The organism is Bradyrhizobium sp. NP1 (assembly GCF_030378205.1).
Taxonomy (GTDB): Bacteria; Pseudomonadota; Alphaproteobacteria; order Rhizobiales; family Xanthobacteraceae; genus Bradyrhizobium.
Genome location: NZ_CP127385.1, coordinates 1,638,610 through 1,653,069, shown reverse-complemented (window position 1 = coordinate 1,653,069; position 14,460 = coordinate 1,638,610). Strand labels below are relative to the sequence as shown.

The following is a 14,460-nucleotide window of genomic DNA, read 5'->3' as shown; positions in this document are numbered from 1 at the left end:
CGAGCGCGATCCTGTCAACGGCCGGCCGGCACAACGCGCGGCGCAGCGATCAGAACTTGTAGCCGAGACCAGCCTTGAACGTATTGATATTGGTGTCGATCGAGGTGGTGAGCCGCACATACTCCCACTCGGCGCGCAGGAACAGGCACGAGATCAGCATCACGTCGACGCCGAGACCCGCGGTATAGCCGTAGACCAGACGGCTGTTCTGCGAGTCGGTCGCAGTGACGAAGACATTGCGTGTGACAGACGCCGGCGGCGGAGAGGTTTCCGTTCCAAAGATATTGGCCGTCCTGATGATATCGGCCTGGCCGAGCGCCACGCCGCCGAACGCGTAGGGAAGGAATACGCCCCAGGCATAGCCGGCGCGGGCGCGCAACGTCCCCAAATCGGAAACCCGGATCGCGGCGATGCTCTGATACGTCAGGTTGTCCGTGTTGCCGTTGCCGTCGACAAAGAGGCGCGACAGGCTGTCGGTCTGCGAGCCGCCAAAGGTGCCGTGCATGTAGCTGAAGTCGAGGCCGATGACGACGTTGTCCCACTGGCTGTTGTAGCCGGCAAAGGCGCCGAAGCCATGACCGTGGACCGACACCTTGCCGCCGACGGGCCACTGCGAGATGCCGCCGGCTGCTTCCTCCGCCGTGTTGGACAGCAGGTGCGCCGCGATCGTGCGGGTCGCACCGGTGAAGTTCAGGTCGGAGGTGCCGAAGCCGCCCTGCCCGCCGAAATAGAAGCCCTGCCAGTTGACGCGGCCACTCGAGAGTCCGTCGGTGTATCCGCCGCGCAGGATCGGAAGGTCGGGAAGATCGGCGGCCTGCGCCACGGATGCGGACAGTGCCGCAACCATCACAACCGACAGCAGGAAGCTACGCATCGCAACGCTCCAATTCCAATACCCCGACGTTGCGCGATCATCGCTCGTTAACCTTAACCGATCGTTGCCGCGGCGCCTGCGGTGCGTCGAAAAGCGCAAAGATGCGCCACGCGCGCAAAGCAAAACGGCGCGGGACAAGTCCCGCGCCGTTAACCGGAGTTAAGAAATCGAGGGCCGATCAGCCCTTGGTCACCAGCGGCGGCGGCATGTAGACCGGCGCGGCGTCGAAGTTCCAGCGCACGCCGAGCGTCAGGTCATGCGAGGTGATGTCGCGCAGCACGATCGAGGAAGCGCCGGTCGTGCCGTCGAGCAGGGTGAAGTTGCCGGGCCGCGCCGAGCCGAGATCGAGATAGCTGTAGGCGACTTCCAGCGTGACCGAGGGCGTCACCTTGTAGGCGAGGCCGGCATGCGCGGCCCAGGCGAAATTCCAGGTGCCGTTGTTGGCGAAGGTCGCCACCGCACCGTGGGTGACGCCGTTCACGATCTGGACGTTCTCGTCGCGGAAGCCGCTGACCATGTTGTAGGACGAGCCGACGCCGAACCCGATGAACGGTGTGATGCACCACCAGGTGCCGAGATCAACATAGGCGTTGGCGAGGAACAGGAGCTCCGACTTGCTGCCGAAATAGTTGTCGGACTGGAATGCGGTCGGCGTGAAGATCTGGCCGTTGGAGCCGTGCAGGTTGGCCTTGCCGCGATACTGCGCGGTGAAGTCGGTGCGGAACCAGTTGTTGAACTGATAGCCTACGCCGAGCTGGAACGACGGCGATGAGTCGAAGCCCAGACCGACCTGGGTGGTCGGAAACTGCGCCGCCGCGTTGCTGTCGATGCTCTTCATGCTCTGGTTGGTCATGCCGATGTCGCCGCGCAGATACCAGCCACTGAATTCGGCGGGCGGCGGCGCATAGGGCATCGGAGGCGGGGCAATCGGCATGTCGGCGGCGAACACCACCGAGGAAAACAGTGACGCCGCTCCGACGGCGACGAGAAACTTAACGCTACGCATTGGCTTCGTCCTTTTGGCCCGTGAGGCGCAATGAAGCCTCACTTCAAAAAACCCACGGCCGGACGATCGCATCAAAAGCTTAAGCGGCGCTTAACCCTAATTTTTAAGGTTGATTTTCCGTGACGACATCGCTTGGCACGCGCAGCGCGCAGCCAACTCCGTCGCAGATACTAACGATGTGTGAACGGCGAATGGGAATAGCGAACGGGCACGCGTTCGATTGGCTACGCCCTGCTCGCTTTCATCTTTGGCAGGAATACCGCGAGCAGGCCGAGCGCCGGCAAATAGGAGCAGATCTGGTAGATGAAGGCGATCGAGGTGTGGTCGGCGAGCTTGCCGAGCGCGGCCGCGCCCAGGCCGCCGATGCCGAAGGCGACGCCGAAGAACACGCCGGAGATCATGCCGAGGCGATGCGGGATCAGTTCCTGCGCGAACACGATGATCGAGGACGTGGTCGAGGACAGGATGAGGCCGATCAGCACGCTCAGCACTGCGCTGGCGGTCAGCCCGGCGTAAGGCAGCGCCAGCGTGAACGGCAGTGCGCCGAGCACGGAAACCCAGATCACATATTTGCGGCCGAAGCGATCGCCGAGCGGACCGCCGAACAACGTGCCGACGGCGTTGGCGGCGAGAAAGACGAACAGATAGAGCTGCGCGGCCTGCGTGGAGACGCCGAACCGATCGATCAGATAGAAAGTGTAGTAGCTCGACAGGCAGGAGACGTAGAGCTGCTTGGAGAACAACAGCGCCACCAGCACGGCGAGCGCGATCTGGACGCGGCGCTGCGACGGCGCATCCGGATGGCGATGGATCGCAACCGCTTTCCTGCCGGCGATCTGCGGCCGGTACCAGAGCCCGATCCGCCACAGGATCAGCATCGCGAGGAACGCGATCGTCGAGAACCAGGCGATGCTCGGCTGGCCGAACGGCACCACGATCAGCGCGGCGAGCACCGGCCCCATCGCGGAGCCGAAGGCGCCGCCGAGCTGGAACACCGACTGCGCGAAGCCGAACCGCCCGCCGGAGGCGAGCCGCGCGATGCGCGCGGATTCCGGGTGGAACACCGCCGAGCCAAGGCCGACCAGCGCCGCCGCGATCAGGATCGTGAGGTAGTGGCTCGCGACGCTCAGCAGCAGCAGGCCGAAGAAGGTCGAGCCCATGCCGATCGCGAGCGAGAACGGCTTCGGCTTCTGGTCGGTGACATGCCCGACCACCGGCTGCAGCAGCGAGGCGGTGAACTGGAAGGCGAGCGTGATCAGGCCGATCTCGGTGAAGTCGAGCGCGTAGGCCTCCTTCAGGATCGGATAGATCGCCGCGATCAGCGACTGCATGGTGTCGTTGAGGAAATGCGAGAAGCTGATGCCGATCAGAACGACATAGGCCGGGCCCGCGACCGCGGCCGCTTTTGCGGGCGTCAGATCAGGCACCAGCACCGGCTCGCCCAGCGCTTCCTCGGAGACAACAGGCTTGTTCAAGGAATATTCCCGGCAGAGATCAGTCGAAAGATAGGCCGTTCCTACGACGGGAGCGCCTCGCGGACCACCGCCATCAGCCGATGGCTGCGATGCAAATGGTCCGGGAAAGCAGCCGATCTTGCACCCGTCTTCACCTCTCCCATTGGGAGAGGTGAGTTGATGAGAGCAAGCGGCACGATCCGAGCGACTGGCAGCTTCGTCAGGCCGCGGCCTGGCCCAGCGCGGAGACGATCTCGTCGACCACCTCCTCGACCAGGACGCGGTCATCACCCTCGCCCATCACGCGGATCACGGGCTCGGTGCCCGACGAGCGGACCAGCAGCCGGCCATGGCCGTTGAGGCGCTTCTCGCCGGCGTCGATCGCCGACTTGACGCCGTCATTGTCGAGCGGCTTGCCGCTCCGATAGCGCACGTTCTTCAGCACCTGGGGCAGCGGATCGAAGCGATGGCAGACCTCGGAGACCGGCCGGCGCAGCTTCTGCACCACCGAGAGCACCTGCAGCGCCGCGACGAAGCCGTCGCCGGTGGTGGCATAGTCGGACAGGATGATGTGGCCGGACTGCTCGCCGCCGAGATTGTAGCCGCCGCTCAGCATGCGCTCGAGCACGTAGCGGTCGCCGACCGGCGTGCGCACCATCTCAACGCCGATTCCTTCCAGGAAACGCTCGAGCCCGAGATTGGACATCACGGTGGCGACGATGCCGGGCTTGGCGAGCCGGCCGTCCTCCTTCCAGCTCTGCGCGATCACCGCCAGCAACTGGTCGCCGTCGACCAGATGGCCGCGTTCGTCGCACACGATGACGCGGTCGGCATCGCCGTCGAGCGCGATGCCGACATCGGCGCGCATTTCCCGTACTTTGCGACTAAGTGCTTCCGGCGAGGTCGAGCCGCATTCCTTGTTGATGTTGAAACCGTCCGGCTCAACGCCGATCGGCACGACGTCGGCGCCCAGCTCCCACAGCGCTTCCGGCACCACCTTGTAGGCCGCGCCGTTGGCGCAATCGACCACCACCCGCAGGCCTTCCAGCGAGAGGTCGCGCGGCAGCGTGCGCTTGGCGAATTCGATATAGCGGTCATGCACGCCGTCGATGCGCCGGGCGCGGCCCAGGCTCGCGCTCTGCGACAGCTTGCGGTCGAGCGATTCATCCATCAGCTGCTCGATCTGTCTCTCGACGTCGTCGGAGAGCTTGAAGCCCTGCGGGCCGAACAGCTTGATGCCGTTGTCCTCGAACAGATTATGCGAGGCCGAGATCATCACGCCGAGGTCGGCGCGCATCGATTTGGTCAGCATCGCGACCGCCGGCGTCGGCATCGGGCCGACCAGCAGCACGTCCATGCCGACCGAGGTGAAGCCGGCGACCATGGCGTATTCGATCATGTAGCCGGACAGGCGGGTATCCTTGCCGATCACGACGCGATGGCGGTGATCGCCGCGCTGGAACACCAGCCCCGCGGCCTGGCCGACCTTGAGCGCGAGCTCCGGCGTGATCAGGCCGTTGGCGCGGCCCCTGATACCATCCGTTCCGAAATATTTACGGCTCATGTCACCCCCAGCACTGTCGAGGCTCCGCCCGCCGATCGCGAAACCCCGCATGCCCACTTCGCCCAAATCGTGGCGTGACCGCGTTATAATGCCATCGGCCCTAAGATGGCTTCAAAAAATATGATGAATCATTACCGGGCCAAACCCCAGATTGGGCCGATAACGTACTGTTTGTAAATACTTTTTTTGAAATCCGCGACTGCCAAACCGCCTTAATCCCCAGCCTCAGCGCCTTCCGTTGCCCTTCGACGGCGGCGGCTGGGTGATGCTCACGGGGTCCGAGGCCGGGAACGTCTCTTCCAGCCCCTCCTCCAGCGCCTCGTCGAGGCGGCGCCGCTCCTGTCCCTTGGACTCTGCCGTAGCTTCTGTCTTGGCCTCTGTCTTGGCCTCAGCCTTATGGTTTCCCTTGCCGGCTTTCGGGACGTGAGGTCGGGTCATGGAGGCCTCCTGGCTAGTGTGGTGGTTCGGAAGTTCTCTTCATTTGTGCCGCGAGTTCGTCAAGAAAACTCCCGAACCCACACTAGTGGAGTGGATTTGACATTCGCTCCCTGCCGGCCGCGGGCTCACAAAGCGAATGTCAAATCCAAAACTCCACTAGAATCTTGGGTTTGCTAGTGGTCCTTTGATTCTAACATTCGCAAAAGTGCCTCCGCAGCCGGGAGCGAATGTTAGAATCGGACCACTAGAATCATGAATTTGCCAGTGTCCTTTCGGGCCCGAAGTCGCAAAAGACCCGCCGCAAAATGATGCGAACTTCGGGTCCGGGACACTAGTGCAATTTGGCAGATCGGTTAGCCATGGTAGATGACGACGGAAGGGACAAATACAAGACGGGGTCGGGAGCGTCCATGAAGCATATCACCTGCATCGAAGATCTGCGCCAGCTGCACAAACGCCGGGTGCCGAAGGCATTCTTCGACTATGCCGACCGCGGTTCGTATACCGAGGACACGCTGCGCGCCAACCACGACGACCTGCAGAAGATCAAGTTCCGCCAGCGCATCCTGGTCGACGTCTCCAAGCGCGATACCTCGACCACGATCCTCGGCGAGCCGGCGGCGCTGCCCCTGATCCTGGCGCCGGTCGGGCTCCTGGGCATGCAGCATGGCGACGGCGAAATCCACGCCTGCCGCGCCGCGCAGGCCGCCGGCGTTCCATTCACGCAGAGCACGATGTCGATCTGCTCGATCGAGGACATCGCAGCCGCTGTCGACAAGCCGTTCTGGTTCCAGCTCTACGTCATGAAGGACCGCGGCTTCATCAAGGCGCTGATCGAGCGCGCGATCGCGGCCAAATGCAGCGCGCTGGTCCTGACCGTCGACCTTCAGGTGATCGGCCAGCGCCACCAGGACATCAAGAACGGCATGACGGTGCCGCCGGAATGGTCGCTGTCGAAGCTCGTCGATTTCGCCACCAAGCCGGGCTGGGTCGCGGGCGTGCTGCGCGGCAAGCGCCGCACCTTCGGCAATCTTGCCGGTCATCTGAAGATCAGCGACGACATCACCTCGCTCTCGACCTGGATCAACTCGCAGTTCGACACCACGCTGAACTGGAAGGACGTCGACTGGATCCGCTCGATCTGGCCAGGCAAGCTGATCCTCAAAGGCATCCTCGACGTCGAGGACGCCGAGATCGCCGCCAAGAGCGGCGCGCAGGCGATCGTGGTCTCCAACCATGGCGGACGGCAGCTCGACGGCGCGCAGTCGTCGATCAAGGTGCTGCCCGAGATCGTCGATTCCGTCGGCTCGCAGGTGGAGATCATGTTCGACGGCGGCATCCGCTCCGGCATGGACGTGCTGCGCGCGCTCGCGCTCGGCGCCAAATCCTGCATGATCGGCCGCGCCTATGCCTACGGACTAGGCGCCGGCGGGCAAGAGGGCGTGGCGAAGGCGATCGACCTGCTCGCCAAGGAATTGATCACCACCATGGGCCTGTGCGGGGTCAACAGCATCGCGGAGATCGACGAGCGCGTGCTGGCGGAGTGAACGGATGCCGGCGTCCCGACGTGGTTCGGGACGCCGCATTCGGACGCGGCAGTCATCTCTATTTCTTCGATCGTTCAACTGTGTATCGCGCAAGTCTCGACTAGGGAGGTCGCCGGGCGAGCACCGCAGGAGCGGCCGCGCCTTGGGGCCGTGAACCGTCGGCGCGAACGCGGCGTCCGCCGGCGACCCCCCCTCCCTCTCGGGAGCGCCAAAAGCCAGCCGCGCCGGTAGCGCGATTGGCGGACCGAGATCCCCCGATGCGCAATTGCGCATCTGAGGTTCGCTCGCCACGCGAGCGCCCCGGGATGACTTTTCTGTCTACACAAGCGTAGACCGAAAAGTCACATCGGTGGCGCGATGCCGTCGCGACCGACCCCGACGCGGTTGGTCTCGAGCGTGCCGTCTTCCTTCTTCGTCGCGGCGAAGATGATGACCTTGGCGCCCGGCTTGATCTCCGACTTGTCTCCGGGCACGAACGCGACGATCGGCGTGCTCGGCGGCACCACCACCTTCTTCTCGCCGTCCTTGTACTTGACGAGGATGGTCTGGCCGTCGACGCCGGCCACCGTCTGGGCGACGGTGGCGTTGGTCATGGTCGAGTTGGGACGAAGATCCCAGGGCCGGAATCCTTCCGCCGCGCCGCGCTGGCTCTCGGGGAAGATGTGGACCGCGAGCGCCTTCTGGGTGCCGTCGGGCTCGGGCATCGCGGAGACGCCGATATAGCTGCCTTCCTTGATCTCGGAGAGCTGCGTCTTGGCGATGCCGGTGACGGCGACATTGTCCGTGACGTTGACCTTCACGTCGCTGCCGTCACGCGACTTGATGCTGAGCGTGTTGCCGTTGACGGCCTCGATGGTGCCGCGGATGCGCACCGTCGGCGGCTGCTGGGCCGAAGCCGCCGATCCCAGGAGGCAAAGCGCCACCAGCGACGCCGCGGCTGCGCGCGGCGCCCACCAATTCATTCCCGACATGACCCTGTCCTCCCGTTTGAGCGACCAACCGATCGCAAAACACCACGGGGTGAGCACTATTCCGATGCGAGACGCCGCTCTCGCTTAAGTGAGAGGCGAACCACTCTCGCAGGGGCAGGATATCGAGGGACTAGACCCCTCTCCCCGACGACGGGGAGAGGTACAGGCCGCGGTCGGCGGCCGCTCCTTCCGAAGCACGGCTTCGCCTGTGTCGCATCGTTGGATGCGACACAGGCGAGGAGCATTGATCACCGACAGCCAGCGATCCCAGCGTGGGCCGGGCCGAGCTGAAGGGGAGTGCGTCAATACTTGGCGACGACGGGGCCGCCAAAGTGATAGTTCACGCCGAATTTCACCGTGTGAAGATGCGTGTTGCTCTCGAAGCGGCGATCCGCCACGTTGGTCGGGAAGACATAGGTGAACGTCGATGACGTGTCGAATTCGGTGTAGAGGTACTCGACCTTTGCCGACCAGTTCGACGCAAAACCCCACTCCAGGCCGCCGCCGGCGGTCCAGCCGACAGGATTGCTGCTTGAACTTGGGGCTTGTCCAACGAGAGCGGCTGCTGCCGGATTGGCAACCGCGGTGATTTCACGGGTCGCTTTTGTGCCGGCCCAGGCGGCGCCACCCGTCGCGTAGAGCAGGACGTTGTTTGAGAAATAGCCGATTCGTCCGCGTGCCGTGCCGAGATAGTCGATTTTCGAGCTGACCGTCGAGGATCCTTGCCCGGGGATCGTCCCCGACGAGCTGCCGCGGATGTCCGCGCCGGAAATGTCCGCCTCGACGCCCAAGAGCCAGTTCGGTGCAAACACCCAATTGTAGCCGATCTGGCCGCCGCCCAGCACGCCGTCCGCATTTCCTGTCCCGCCGCCCTGGAATACGCCGGCAAGGTTGTATTGATCTGCGTTGGTATCAGCCCACCCATAGCCGACATGGGCTCCGACATAGAAGCCGCCCCAATTGTAACTCGGCGCCACATAAGCGGGAGCCTTGGTGTAGGGCCGTGCCCCGAGGTCTGCCGCATGCGCTGACACGGCGCCCAACGCCGCAAGAATGATCGCCGTGCTCGTTAGAAACTTCATTTCAATTCCCCAATCGAATCGGCGACTTTGAAGATCGCCCCCAGGGCGATACTTGACCGGGAAGCAGGGCGACGGGCCTGCCCCAAACGGGGCATATGCCAATCGTGACGACCGTCTGTTGCCGAAACGGCACATCTTCCCCGGTCAGAATGTCGCGCGACATCCGGCAACATTGCCCCTGATGCTGCTGCTGATTTTGCTGTCGATCAGACTCCTATGACGTCCGATTTCGACATTGCGAAAATTACCGAGGCCTTCGCCGCCGCGGCGATCGATTCCAGTCGCTGGAATTCCGTCATGGAAATGGTCAGCGTCGAGACCGGTTCGCTTGGCGCGCTGATGTTTCCCAACAGAGGGGCGCTGCCTTACGTCCCGGCATGCGAATCGATCCTCCCAACCTTCGACTTTTATGTCCGCAACGGCTGGATCGACAGGGACGAACGCCTGCGCGGAGTGTCCTTGATGATCGAAAGGGGCGCGGTAACCGACCTCGACTTTGTCTCACCGGACGAGATACGAAAGAGCGGGTATTATCAGGATTTTCTCGCGCGCTGTGGACTGCATGGCTTCGCAGGCGTTCGAGTCGGAAAAGGCGACAACGTATGGGCGCTTTCGATCCAGCGATCGGCAGCGCAGGACCTGTTCAGTCCGTCTGAACTGCGATCGCTCGCGCGGCTGGCGCAAAACCTGGACAGCATCGCCGCGACCGCCAGCGCTCTCGCCTTCACGCGCGGCGAGGGCGCGCTTGCTGCATTCGACGTCACCCAGAAGGCTGCTCTGCTGCTGAACCGCCGGGGTGACGTCGTGCGAGTCAATCAGGCCGCGGAGCAGCTGTTCGGCGAAGACGTCTTCATCAGCCACAAGCGCCTGTTTTCGCGGAGCCAGACGGCGAGCGCTGAACTGAACGCCGCGATCAAAAGCCTGCTCTGGGCAGAGGACGCGTCGTCGGCGCCGTCAATTATCTTCCCGAGGCAAGACAGGTTGCCGCTTCTGGTCTATGCGATCCGCTGTCCCGGACTTTGTGAATCGGCGCTGTCGTCCTTTCACGCGCTGGTGGTGATCGTGGATCCGGAGCAGCGATCGCTTCCGACAGCAAGAACGCTTCAGGCCGGTTTTGATCTCACGCAGGCGGAGGCGCGGCTTGCCGTTGCCCTGGGCTCGGGAAGCGACTTGCACACGGAGGCGCTGAAGCTCGGGGTTTCGCCCGAAACCATGCGCAAGCACCTCAAGTCGATCTTCGCCAAGACGGGGGTCCGAAGACAGTCGGAATTGGTCGCTACGCTGGCGGCTCTCCTCTCCGAGCAGAACCCCATCTAGCGTGGCGGTCCAGAGGCTTCCGAAGCATGACGGCTAAAGCTTGCTGGCCCTTGAATGGAGTCGCTACATCAGAGGTCGAGCTCACCTCTCCCGGACAACACGGCCTCACATCGGCGGGGTCAGGCCGTCGCGGCCGACGCTGATGCGGTTGGTCTCGAACGAGCCGTCGGAGAGCGGCTTGACGAAGGCGATCACCTTGGCGCCGGCCTTGAGGTCGGACTTGTCGGCCGGCACATAGGTCACGACCGGCGTGTCGGGCGAGACCAGCACCTTCTTCTCGCCGTCCTTGTACTTGACCAGCAGGGTGTGCCCGTCATTGCCGACGACGCTCTCTGCCACCGTGGCGTTGGTCATGGTCGAGTTGGGACGCAGATCGTAGGGCCGCGATCCCTCGCCGGTGCCGCGCATGTCCTCGGGGAACACATGCACCTCGAGCGCCTTCGGCATGCCGTCGGCGCCCGGCACCGTGGTGGCGCCGATGAAGGAGCCGACCTTGACGTCGGCGAGCGAAATCCTGGTGATCCCGACCACGCGCAGGTCGGCGGTCATGTGCAGCTTGACGTCCTCGCCGCTACGCGACTTCACCGCGACGAGGTCGCCGTCGACGGCCTCGATCGTGCCACGCACCCGCGAGGGCGACGGCGGCTGCTGGGCCAGCGCATAAAGCGATGACGCGGCGACCATGGCGACGGCGGCAAGCGGACGGAAAAGCGAGGGGCGGCGGGCGGGCATAAGGGCTCTCCGGCAGGACGGGGAACTGATCCGATCTAACGACAGGACCCCGCTCGCCGTACCGTATTCCGCGCTCAAAGAGGCGTGATCAGGCGACCGCCGCCGCTACGCGATCGATCAGCTATGCGCGAGATCGGCCTCGACGAGCGCGCGCAGTTCCGCCGTCACCTGCGGACGCCGGCCGAACCACAATTCGAAGCCGCGCACCGCCTGGTGCAGCAGCATGCCGAGACCGTCGGCAACCTTCAGTCCGCGCTCCCCTGCCGCCGCCAGGAGTGGCGTGCGAAGCGGCACATAGACGAGATCGGCGACCACGGCGTCCGCCGGGAGCAGCCCGACATCGAGCTCGAGCGGCGGCTGGCCCTGCATGCCGAGCGAGGTGGTGTTGACCAGCAGCCCGGCTCGCGGCAACGCCGCGTTCACGGCATTCCAGGCCAGCGGCTGCACGGCGCTGCCGAACTGGCCGGCCAGCGCCTGCGCCCGCTCCAGCGTGCGGTTGGCGAGATGCACGCATCTGACGCCGCGCTCGATCAGGCCGAACACGACGGCGCGCGAGGAGCCGCCGGCGCCGAGCACCAGCGCTTCCTCCACCTTGTCCCAGCCGGGCGCGCAGGCGTCGAGATTGTTGATGAAGCCTTCGATGTCGGTGTTGGTCGAGCACAATTCGCCGGCCTGGTACCACAGCGTGTTGGCGGCGCCCACGGCGCGGGCGCGCGCATCCGGCTTCGACAGCGCCAGCACCCGCTCCTTGTGCGGGATGGTGACGTTGGCGCCGACGAAGCCGTGCGTCGCAAGGTGCTGCACGAATTCGGCAAAGCCTTCCGGCGGAACCGCCTCGATGCTGTAGCCGCCCTCAATCCCGAGCGTGCGGAGCCAGTAGTGATGGATCAGCGGCGATCGCGAATGCGCGGCCGGCCATCCGAGCAGGCAGGCGGCGGGGCCTTTGACGTGGCGGGTCATGCCTGTGACATCGGACAAGCGGCGGACGCTGTCAATGCCGACGCGAATTTTCCGAAAATGCTAGCGCTTCGCGGTCACCGCCGCGAACACGGCGAGCAGCAGCGCCACGGCGGCGGCAAACCAGATTGCGGCGAGGTTGATCGCGCGATAGGCGAGCGCGCCGCCGACGCCGCCGGCAACCAGCGCCGCCCACAGCATCAGGTTCGGCAGCCATGCGAACCGCGGGCCGCCGGTGATCGCACTGGCCGCCAGCTGGCCGACCTTGACCAGCGCGCCCGTGACATAGGTGAGCCCGAGGCCGGAGCCGCCCTCGATCTGGAACACCGCGTTTTCCAGGCCCATCGCCAGCACGATCGCAGCAACCGCAAGATCGTCGTGCGCGCCGAGCGCATGGCCGAGCCCTGCGCCCGCGAGCAGCAGCGCCTCGACCAGCAGGAGCCAGCACTGGCAATAGCGGCTGCGCCCGCGCACGATCAGGCTGCCAAAGCCGGCGCCGACCACAAACAGCACGATCAGGCCGAGCGCCGCCGACGCGTCCCACCAATGTGCCGCGGCGAGGCTGACGCCGAGCCGGGTCGAGTTGCCGCTCATGAAGGAGACGAACAGGCCGCCGAGATGCAGATAGCCGATGCTGTCGACATAACCGGCGAGCGCGCTGAGCGCGCAGGCCAGCGTGATGTTGCGATGGGTATCGAGCATTGTCCGCGCCGCCATCCTTCTCGGCACGGCACAATGTTCACGAAATCAGCCGGCCTGAGAAGGCCTCAGCTTCCCCTTGATATCGGCCACCGCGCGCTCGATGGTCTCGCGGAAGCGCGCCCGCGGCGGGCTCACGCCATGGGTCAACAGCGCCCGTCGCACCGTGGGCGAAGCGCCGGTGATGAACAGCCTGATGCCCTGCCGGTGCGCCTTGGCCGCGACACGGCCCATTGCATTCGCCGCGGTGGAATCCAGGAACGGGACCGCGGCGAAGTCGACCACGAACCCCTTCTGTTTGTCGGCAATGCCGTCGAGCACGCTGCCGACCGCCTGCGCCGCGCCGAAGAAGAATGCGCCGGTGATGCGGTAGACCAGCACGTCGCGATCGACGGCGAGCCTGGAATCATAGGGCACGCGGTCGCCGTCGCCATGGTCGGCGCGGTCGGCGGCGACCAGCGGCGTTCCGCCCTCGATGCCGGTCATCTGCGCCATGCGGTTGATGAAGATCACCGCGCCGAGCGCGAAGCCGACCAGGATGCCTTCGGTGAGGTCGCGGAAGATGGTGAGCAGGAAGGTCGCGAGCAGCACGGTGGCGTCCGCCCAGGAGGAGCGGACCAGGGTCGCGAATTCCTGCTTCTCGGCCATGTTCCAGGCCACCACGACCAGCACGGAAGCGAGTGCCGCAAGCGGGATGTAGCTCGCGAGCGGAGCGGCGATCAGCATGAAGGCGAGCAGGAAGGCCGAGTGCAGCATCCCCGAGACCGGACCGCGTGCGCCGGCGCGGACATTGGTCGCGGTGCGCGCGATCGTGCCGGTGACGCAGATGCCGCCGAACAGCGCCGAGCCGATATTGGCGAAGCCCTGCGCCACCAGCTCGCAATTGGAGCGGTGACGGCGCCCGGTCATGCCGTCGGCGACGACGGCCGAGAGCAGCGACTCGATGGCGCCGAGCAGCGCGAACGCGATGGCGTCGGGCAGCACCGCCCTCACCTTCTCCAGCGAGAAGGCCGGCAGCGCCGGCGCCGGCAGCTCGCGCGGGATGCCGCCGAAGCGGGTGCCGATGGTCTCGACCGGCAACGCCAACGCATAGGTGCAGATAGCTGCGACAGCGACTGCGATCAGGATGCCGGGCCAGGTCGGCCGCAGCTTCCTGAGCACCGCGATGATCAGGATGCTGGCGGCGGCGAGCAGGATCGCGGAGAAATTCGCAGTATGCAGCCCGCCGGCAAGGGCTGCGAGCTTCGGTATCAATTCGCCCGGCTCCTTGGCGGGAAGCGTGATGCCGAACAGATCCTTGAGCTGGCTTGCGAAGATGATCACCGCGATGCCGGCGGTGAAGCCGACCGTCACCGGATAGGGAATGAACTTGATGTAGGTGCCGAGGCGAAGCAGTCCCCCCGCGATCAGGAACGCGCCCGCCATCATCGTCGCCAGGATGACGCCGTCGACGCCGTGGCGGTCGGCGGTCGCCGCGACCAGCACGATGAAGGCGCCGGCCGGCCCGCCGATCTGAAAGCGGCTGCCGCCCAGCAGCGACACGATGAAGCCGCCGACCACGGCGGTGTAGAGCCCGCGCGCCGGCGGAACGCCCGAAGCGATCGCGATCGCCATCGACAGCGGCAGCGCCACGATCGCCACCGTCAGGCCCGAAATCACATCGGCGCGGAAATCAGCGAGGCGATAGCCCTCGCGCAGCACAGTGAGCAGTTTCGGCGCATAAAGCTCGGCGAAGCTCGGCTGGTGCTGATGCGGCCGAACGGCCCCCGCCCTGCGTTCGCTCGCGATGCTCATGCCTCACCATGCTCCCGTTGCATCG

Annotated in this window: 13 protein-coding genes; 2 read left to right on the top strand and 11 right to left on the bottom strand. The window is 65.0% G+C overall.

The features are described 5' to 3' along the window. Positions 1-49 precede the first annotated feature (49 nt). The 5 genes from QOU61_RS07890 to QOU61_RS07870 form a co-directional block, all read right to left on the bottom strand. Positions 50-874, bottom strand: a complete 825-nt coding sequence (locus QOU61_RS07890) for an outer membrane protein (protein WP_289657549.1) — start codon at positions 872-874, stop codon at positions 50-52. Between the two features lie 178 nt (positions 875-1,052). Next, positions 1,053-1,880 (bottom strand): outer membrane protein, encoded by an 828-nt coding sequence (locus QOU61_RS07885; protein ID WP_289657548.1) that lies wholly within the window; start codon positions 1,878-1,880, stop codon positions 1,053-1,055. Positions 1,881-2,104: 224 nt separating this feature from the next. Beyond that, a complete protein-coding gene (locus tag QOU61_RS07880; RefSeq protein ID WP_289657547.1) occupies positions 2,105-3,355 on the bottom strand; it encodes an MFS transporter in 1,251 nt (416 codons plus the stop codon). Positions 3,356-3,554: 199 nt separating this feature from the next. Further along, positions 3,555-4,898 (bottom strand): phosphoglucosamine mutase, encoded by a 1,344-nt coding sequence (glmM, locus tag QOU61_RS07875; protein ID WP_289657546.1) that lies wholly within the window; start codon positions 4,896-4,898, stop codon positions 3,555-3,557. 225 nt (positions 4,899-5,123) lie between these two features. Continuing rightward, a complete protein-coding gene (locus QOU61_RS07870; protein ID WP_289657545.1) occupies positions 5,124-5,336 on the bottom strand; it encodes a hypothetical protein in 213 nt (70 codons plus the stop codon). Between the two features lie 410 nt (positions 5,337-5,746). Here QOU61_RS07870 and QOU61_RS07865 point away from each other — a divergent pair, with 410 nt between their 5' ends. Next, positions 5,747-6,883, top strand: a complete 1,137-nt coding sequence (locus tag QOU61_RS07865; RefSeq protein WP_289657544.1) for an alpha-hydroxy acid oxidase — start codon at positions 5,747-5,749, stop codon at positions 6,881-6,883. Positions 6,884-7,224: 341 nt separating this feature from the next. On the opposite strand, the gene QOU61_RS07860 is transcribed toward QOU61_RS07865, so the two are convergent. Next, positions 7,225-7,845, bottom strand: a complete 621-nt coding sequence (locus QOU61_RS07860) for a single stranded DNA-binding domain-containing protein (RefSeq protein ID WP_289661361.1) — start codon at positions 7,843-7,845, stop codon at positions 7,225-7,227. 311 nt (positions 7,846-8,156) lie between these two features. After that, positions 8,157-8,936 (bottom strand): outer membrane protein, encoded by a 780-nt coding sequence (locus QOU61_RS07855; protein ID WP_289657543.1) that lies wholly within the window; start codon positions 8,934-8,936, stop codon positions 8,157-8,159. Between the two features lie 216 nt (positions 8,937-9,152). Between QOU61_RS07855 and QOU61_RS07850 the strand changes: the two genes are divergently transcribed. After that, positions 9,153-10,253: a helix-turn-helix transcriptional regulator gene (locus tag QOU61_RS07850; protein ID WP_289657542.1), complete on the top strand. Its 1,101-nt coding sequence runs from the start codon at positions 9,153-9,155 to the stop codon at positions 10,251-10,253. 105 nt (positions 10,254-10,358) lie between these two features. On the opposite strand, the gene QOU61_RS07845 is transcribed toward QOU61_RS07850, so the two are convergent. The 4 genes from QOU61_RS07845 to QOU61_RS07830 form a co-directional block, all read right to left on the bottom strand. After that, entirely contained in the window at positions 10,359-10,937 is a 579-nt protein-coding gene (locus tag QOU61_RS07845; protein WP_502876941.1) for a hypothetical protein, read from the bottom strand. Positions 10,938-11,102: 165 nt separating this feature from the next. Further along, positions 11,103-11,945 carry a shikimate dehydrogenase gene (locus QOU61_RS07840; protein WP_289657540.1) on the bottom strand — a complete coding sequence of 281 codons (843 nt, stop codon included), beginning with the start codon at positions 11,943-11,945 and terminating at the stop codon, positions 11,103-11,105. Positions 11,946-12,005: 60 nt separating this feature from the next. Beyond that, positions 12,006-12,644, bottom strand: coding sequence for a YoaK family protein (locus tag QOU61_RS07835; RefSeq protein ID WP_289657539.1), 639 nt, complete (start codon positions 12,642-12,644; stop codon positions 12,006-12,008). Between the two features lie 45 nt (positions 12,645-12,689). Next, on the bottom strand, positions 12,690-14,435 hold the full coding sequence (locus QOU61_RS07830; protein ID WP_289657538.1) for a SulP family inorganic anion transporter: 1,746 nt from the start codon (positions 14,433-14,435) through the stop codon (positions 12,690-12,692). Positions 14,436-14,460: the final 25 nt, after the last annotated feature.

Bases quoted from the DNA above. Each gene is read 5' to 3' on its own strand.
- QOU61_RS07830 (WP_289657538.1), bottom strand. From the start codon at position 14,435: ATGAGCATCGCGAGCGAACGCAGGGCGGGGGCCGTTCGGCCGCATCAG.
- QOU61_RS07835 (WP_289657539.1), bottom strand. From the start codon at position 12,644: ATGCTCGATACCCATCGCAACATCACGCTGGCCTGCGCGCTCAGCGCG.
- QOU61_RS07860 (WP_289661361.1), bottom strand. From the start codon at position 7,845: ATGAATTGGTGGGCGCCGCGCGCAGCCGCGGCGTCGCTGGTGGCGCTT.
- QOU61_RS07885 (WP_289657548.1), bottom strand. From the start codon at position 1,880: ATGCGTAGCGTTAAGTTTCTCGTCGCCGTCGGAGCGGCGTCACTGTTT.
- QOU61_RS07840 (WP_289657540.1), bottom strand. From the start codon at position 11,945: ATGACCCGCCACGTCAAAGGCCCCGCCGCCTGCCTGCTCGGATGGCCG.
- QOU61_RS07870 (WP_289657545.1), bottom strand. From the start codon at position 5,336: ATGACCCGACCTCACGTCCCGAAAGCCGGCAAGGGAAACCATAAGGCT.
- glmM (WP_289657546.1), bottom strand. From the start codon at position 4,898: ATGAGCCGTAAATATTTCGGAACGGATGGTATCAGGGGCCGCGCCAAC.
- QOU61_RS07890 (WP_289657549.1), bottom strand. From the start codon at position 874: ATGCGTAGCTTCCTGCTGTCGGTTGTGATGGTTGCGGCACTGTCCGCA.
- QOU61_RS07850 (WP_289657542.1), top strand. From the start codon at position 9,153: ATGACGTCCGATTTCGACATTGCGAAAATTACCGAGGCCTTCGCCGCC.
- QOU61_RS07845 (WP_502876941.1), bottom strand. From the start codon at position 10,937: ATGGTCGCCGCGTCATCGCTTTATGCGCTGGCCCAGCAGCCGCCGTCG.
- QOU61_RS07855 (WP_289657543.1), bottom strand. From the start codon at position 8,936: ATGAAGTTTCTAACGAGCACGGCGATCATTCTTGCGGCGTTGGGCGCC.
- QOU61_RS07865 (WP_289657544.1), top strand. From the start codon at position 5,747: ATGAAGCATATCACCTGCATCGAAGATCTGCGCCAGCTGCACAAACGC.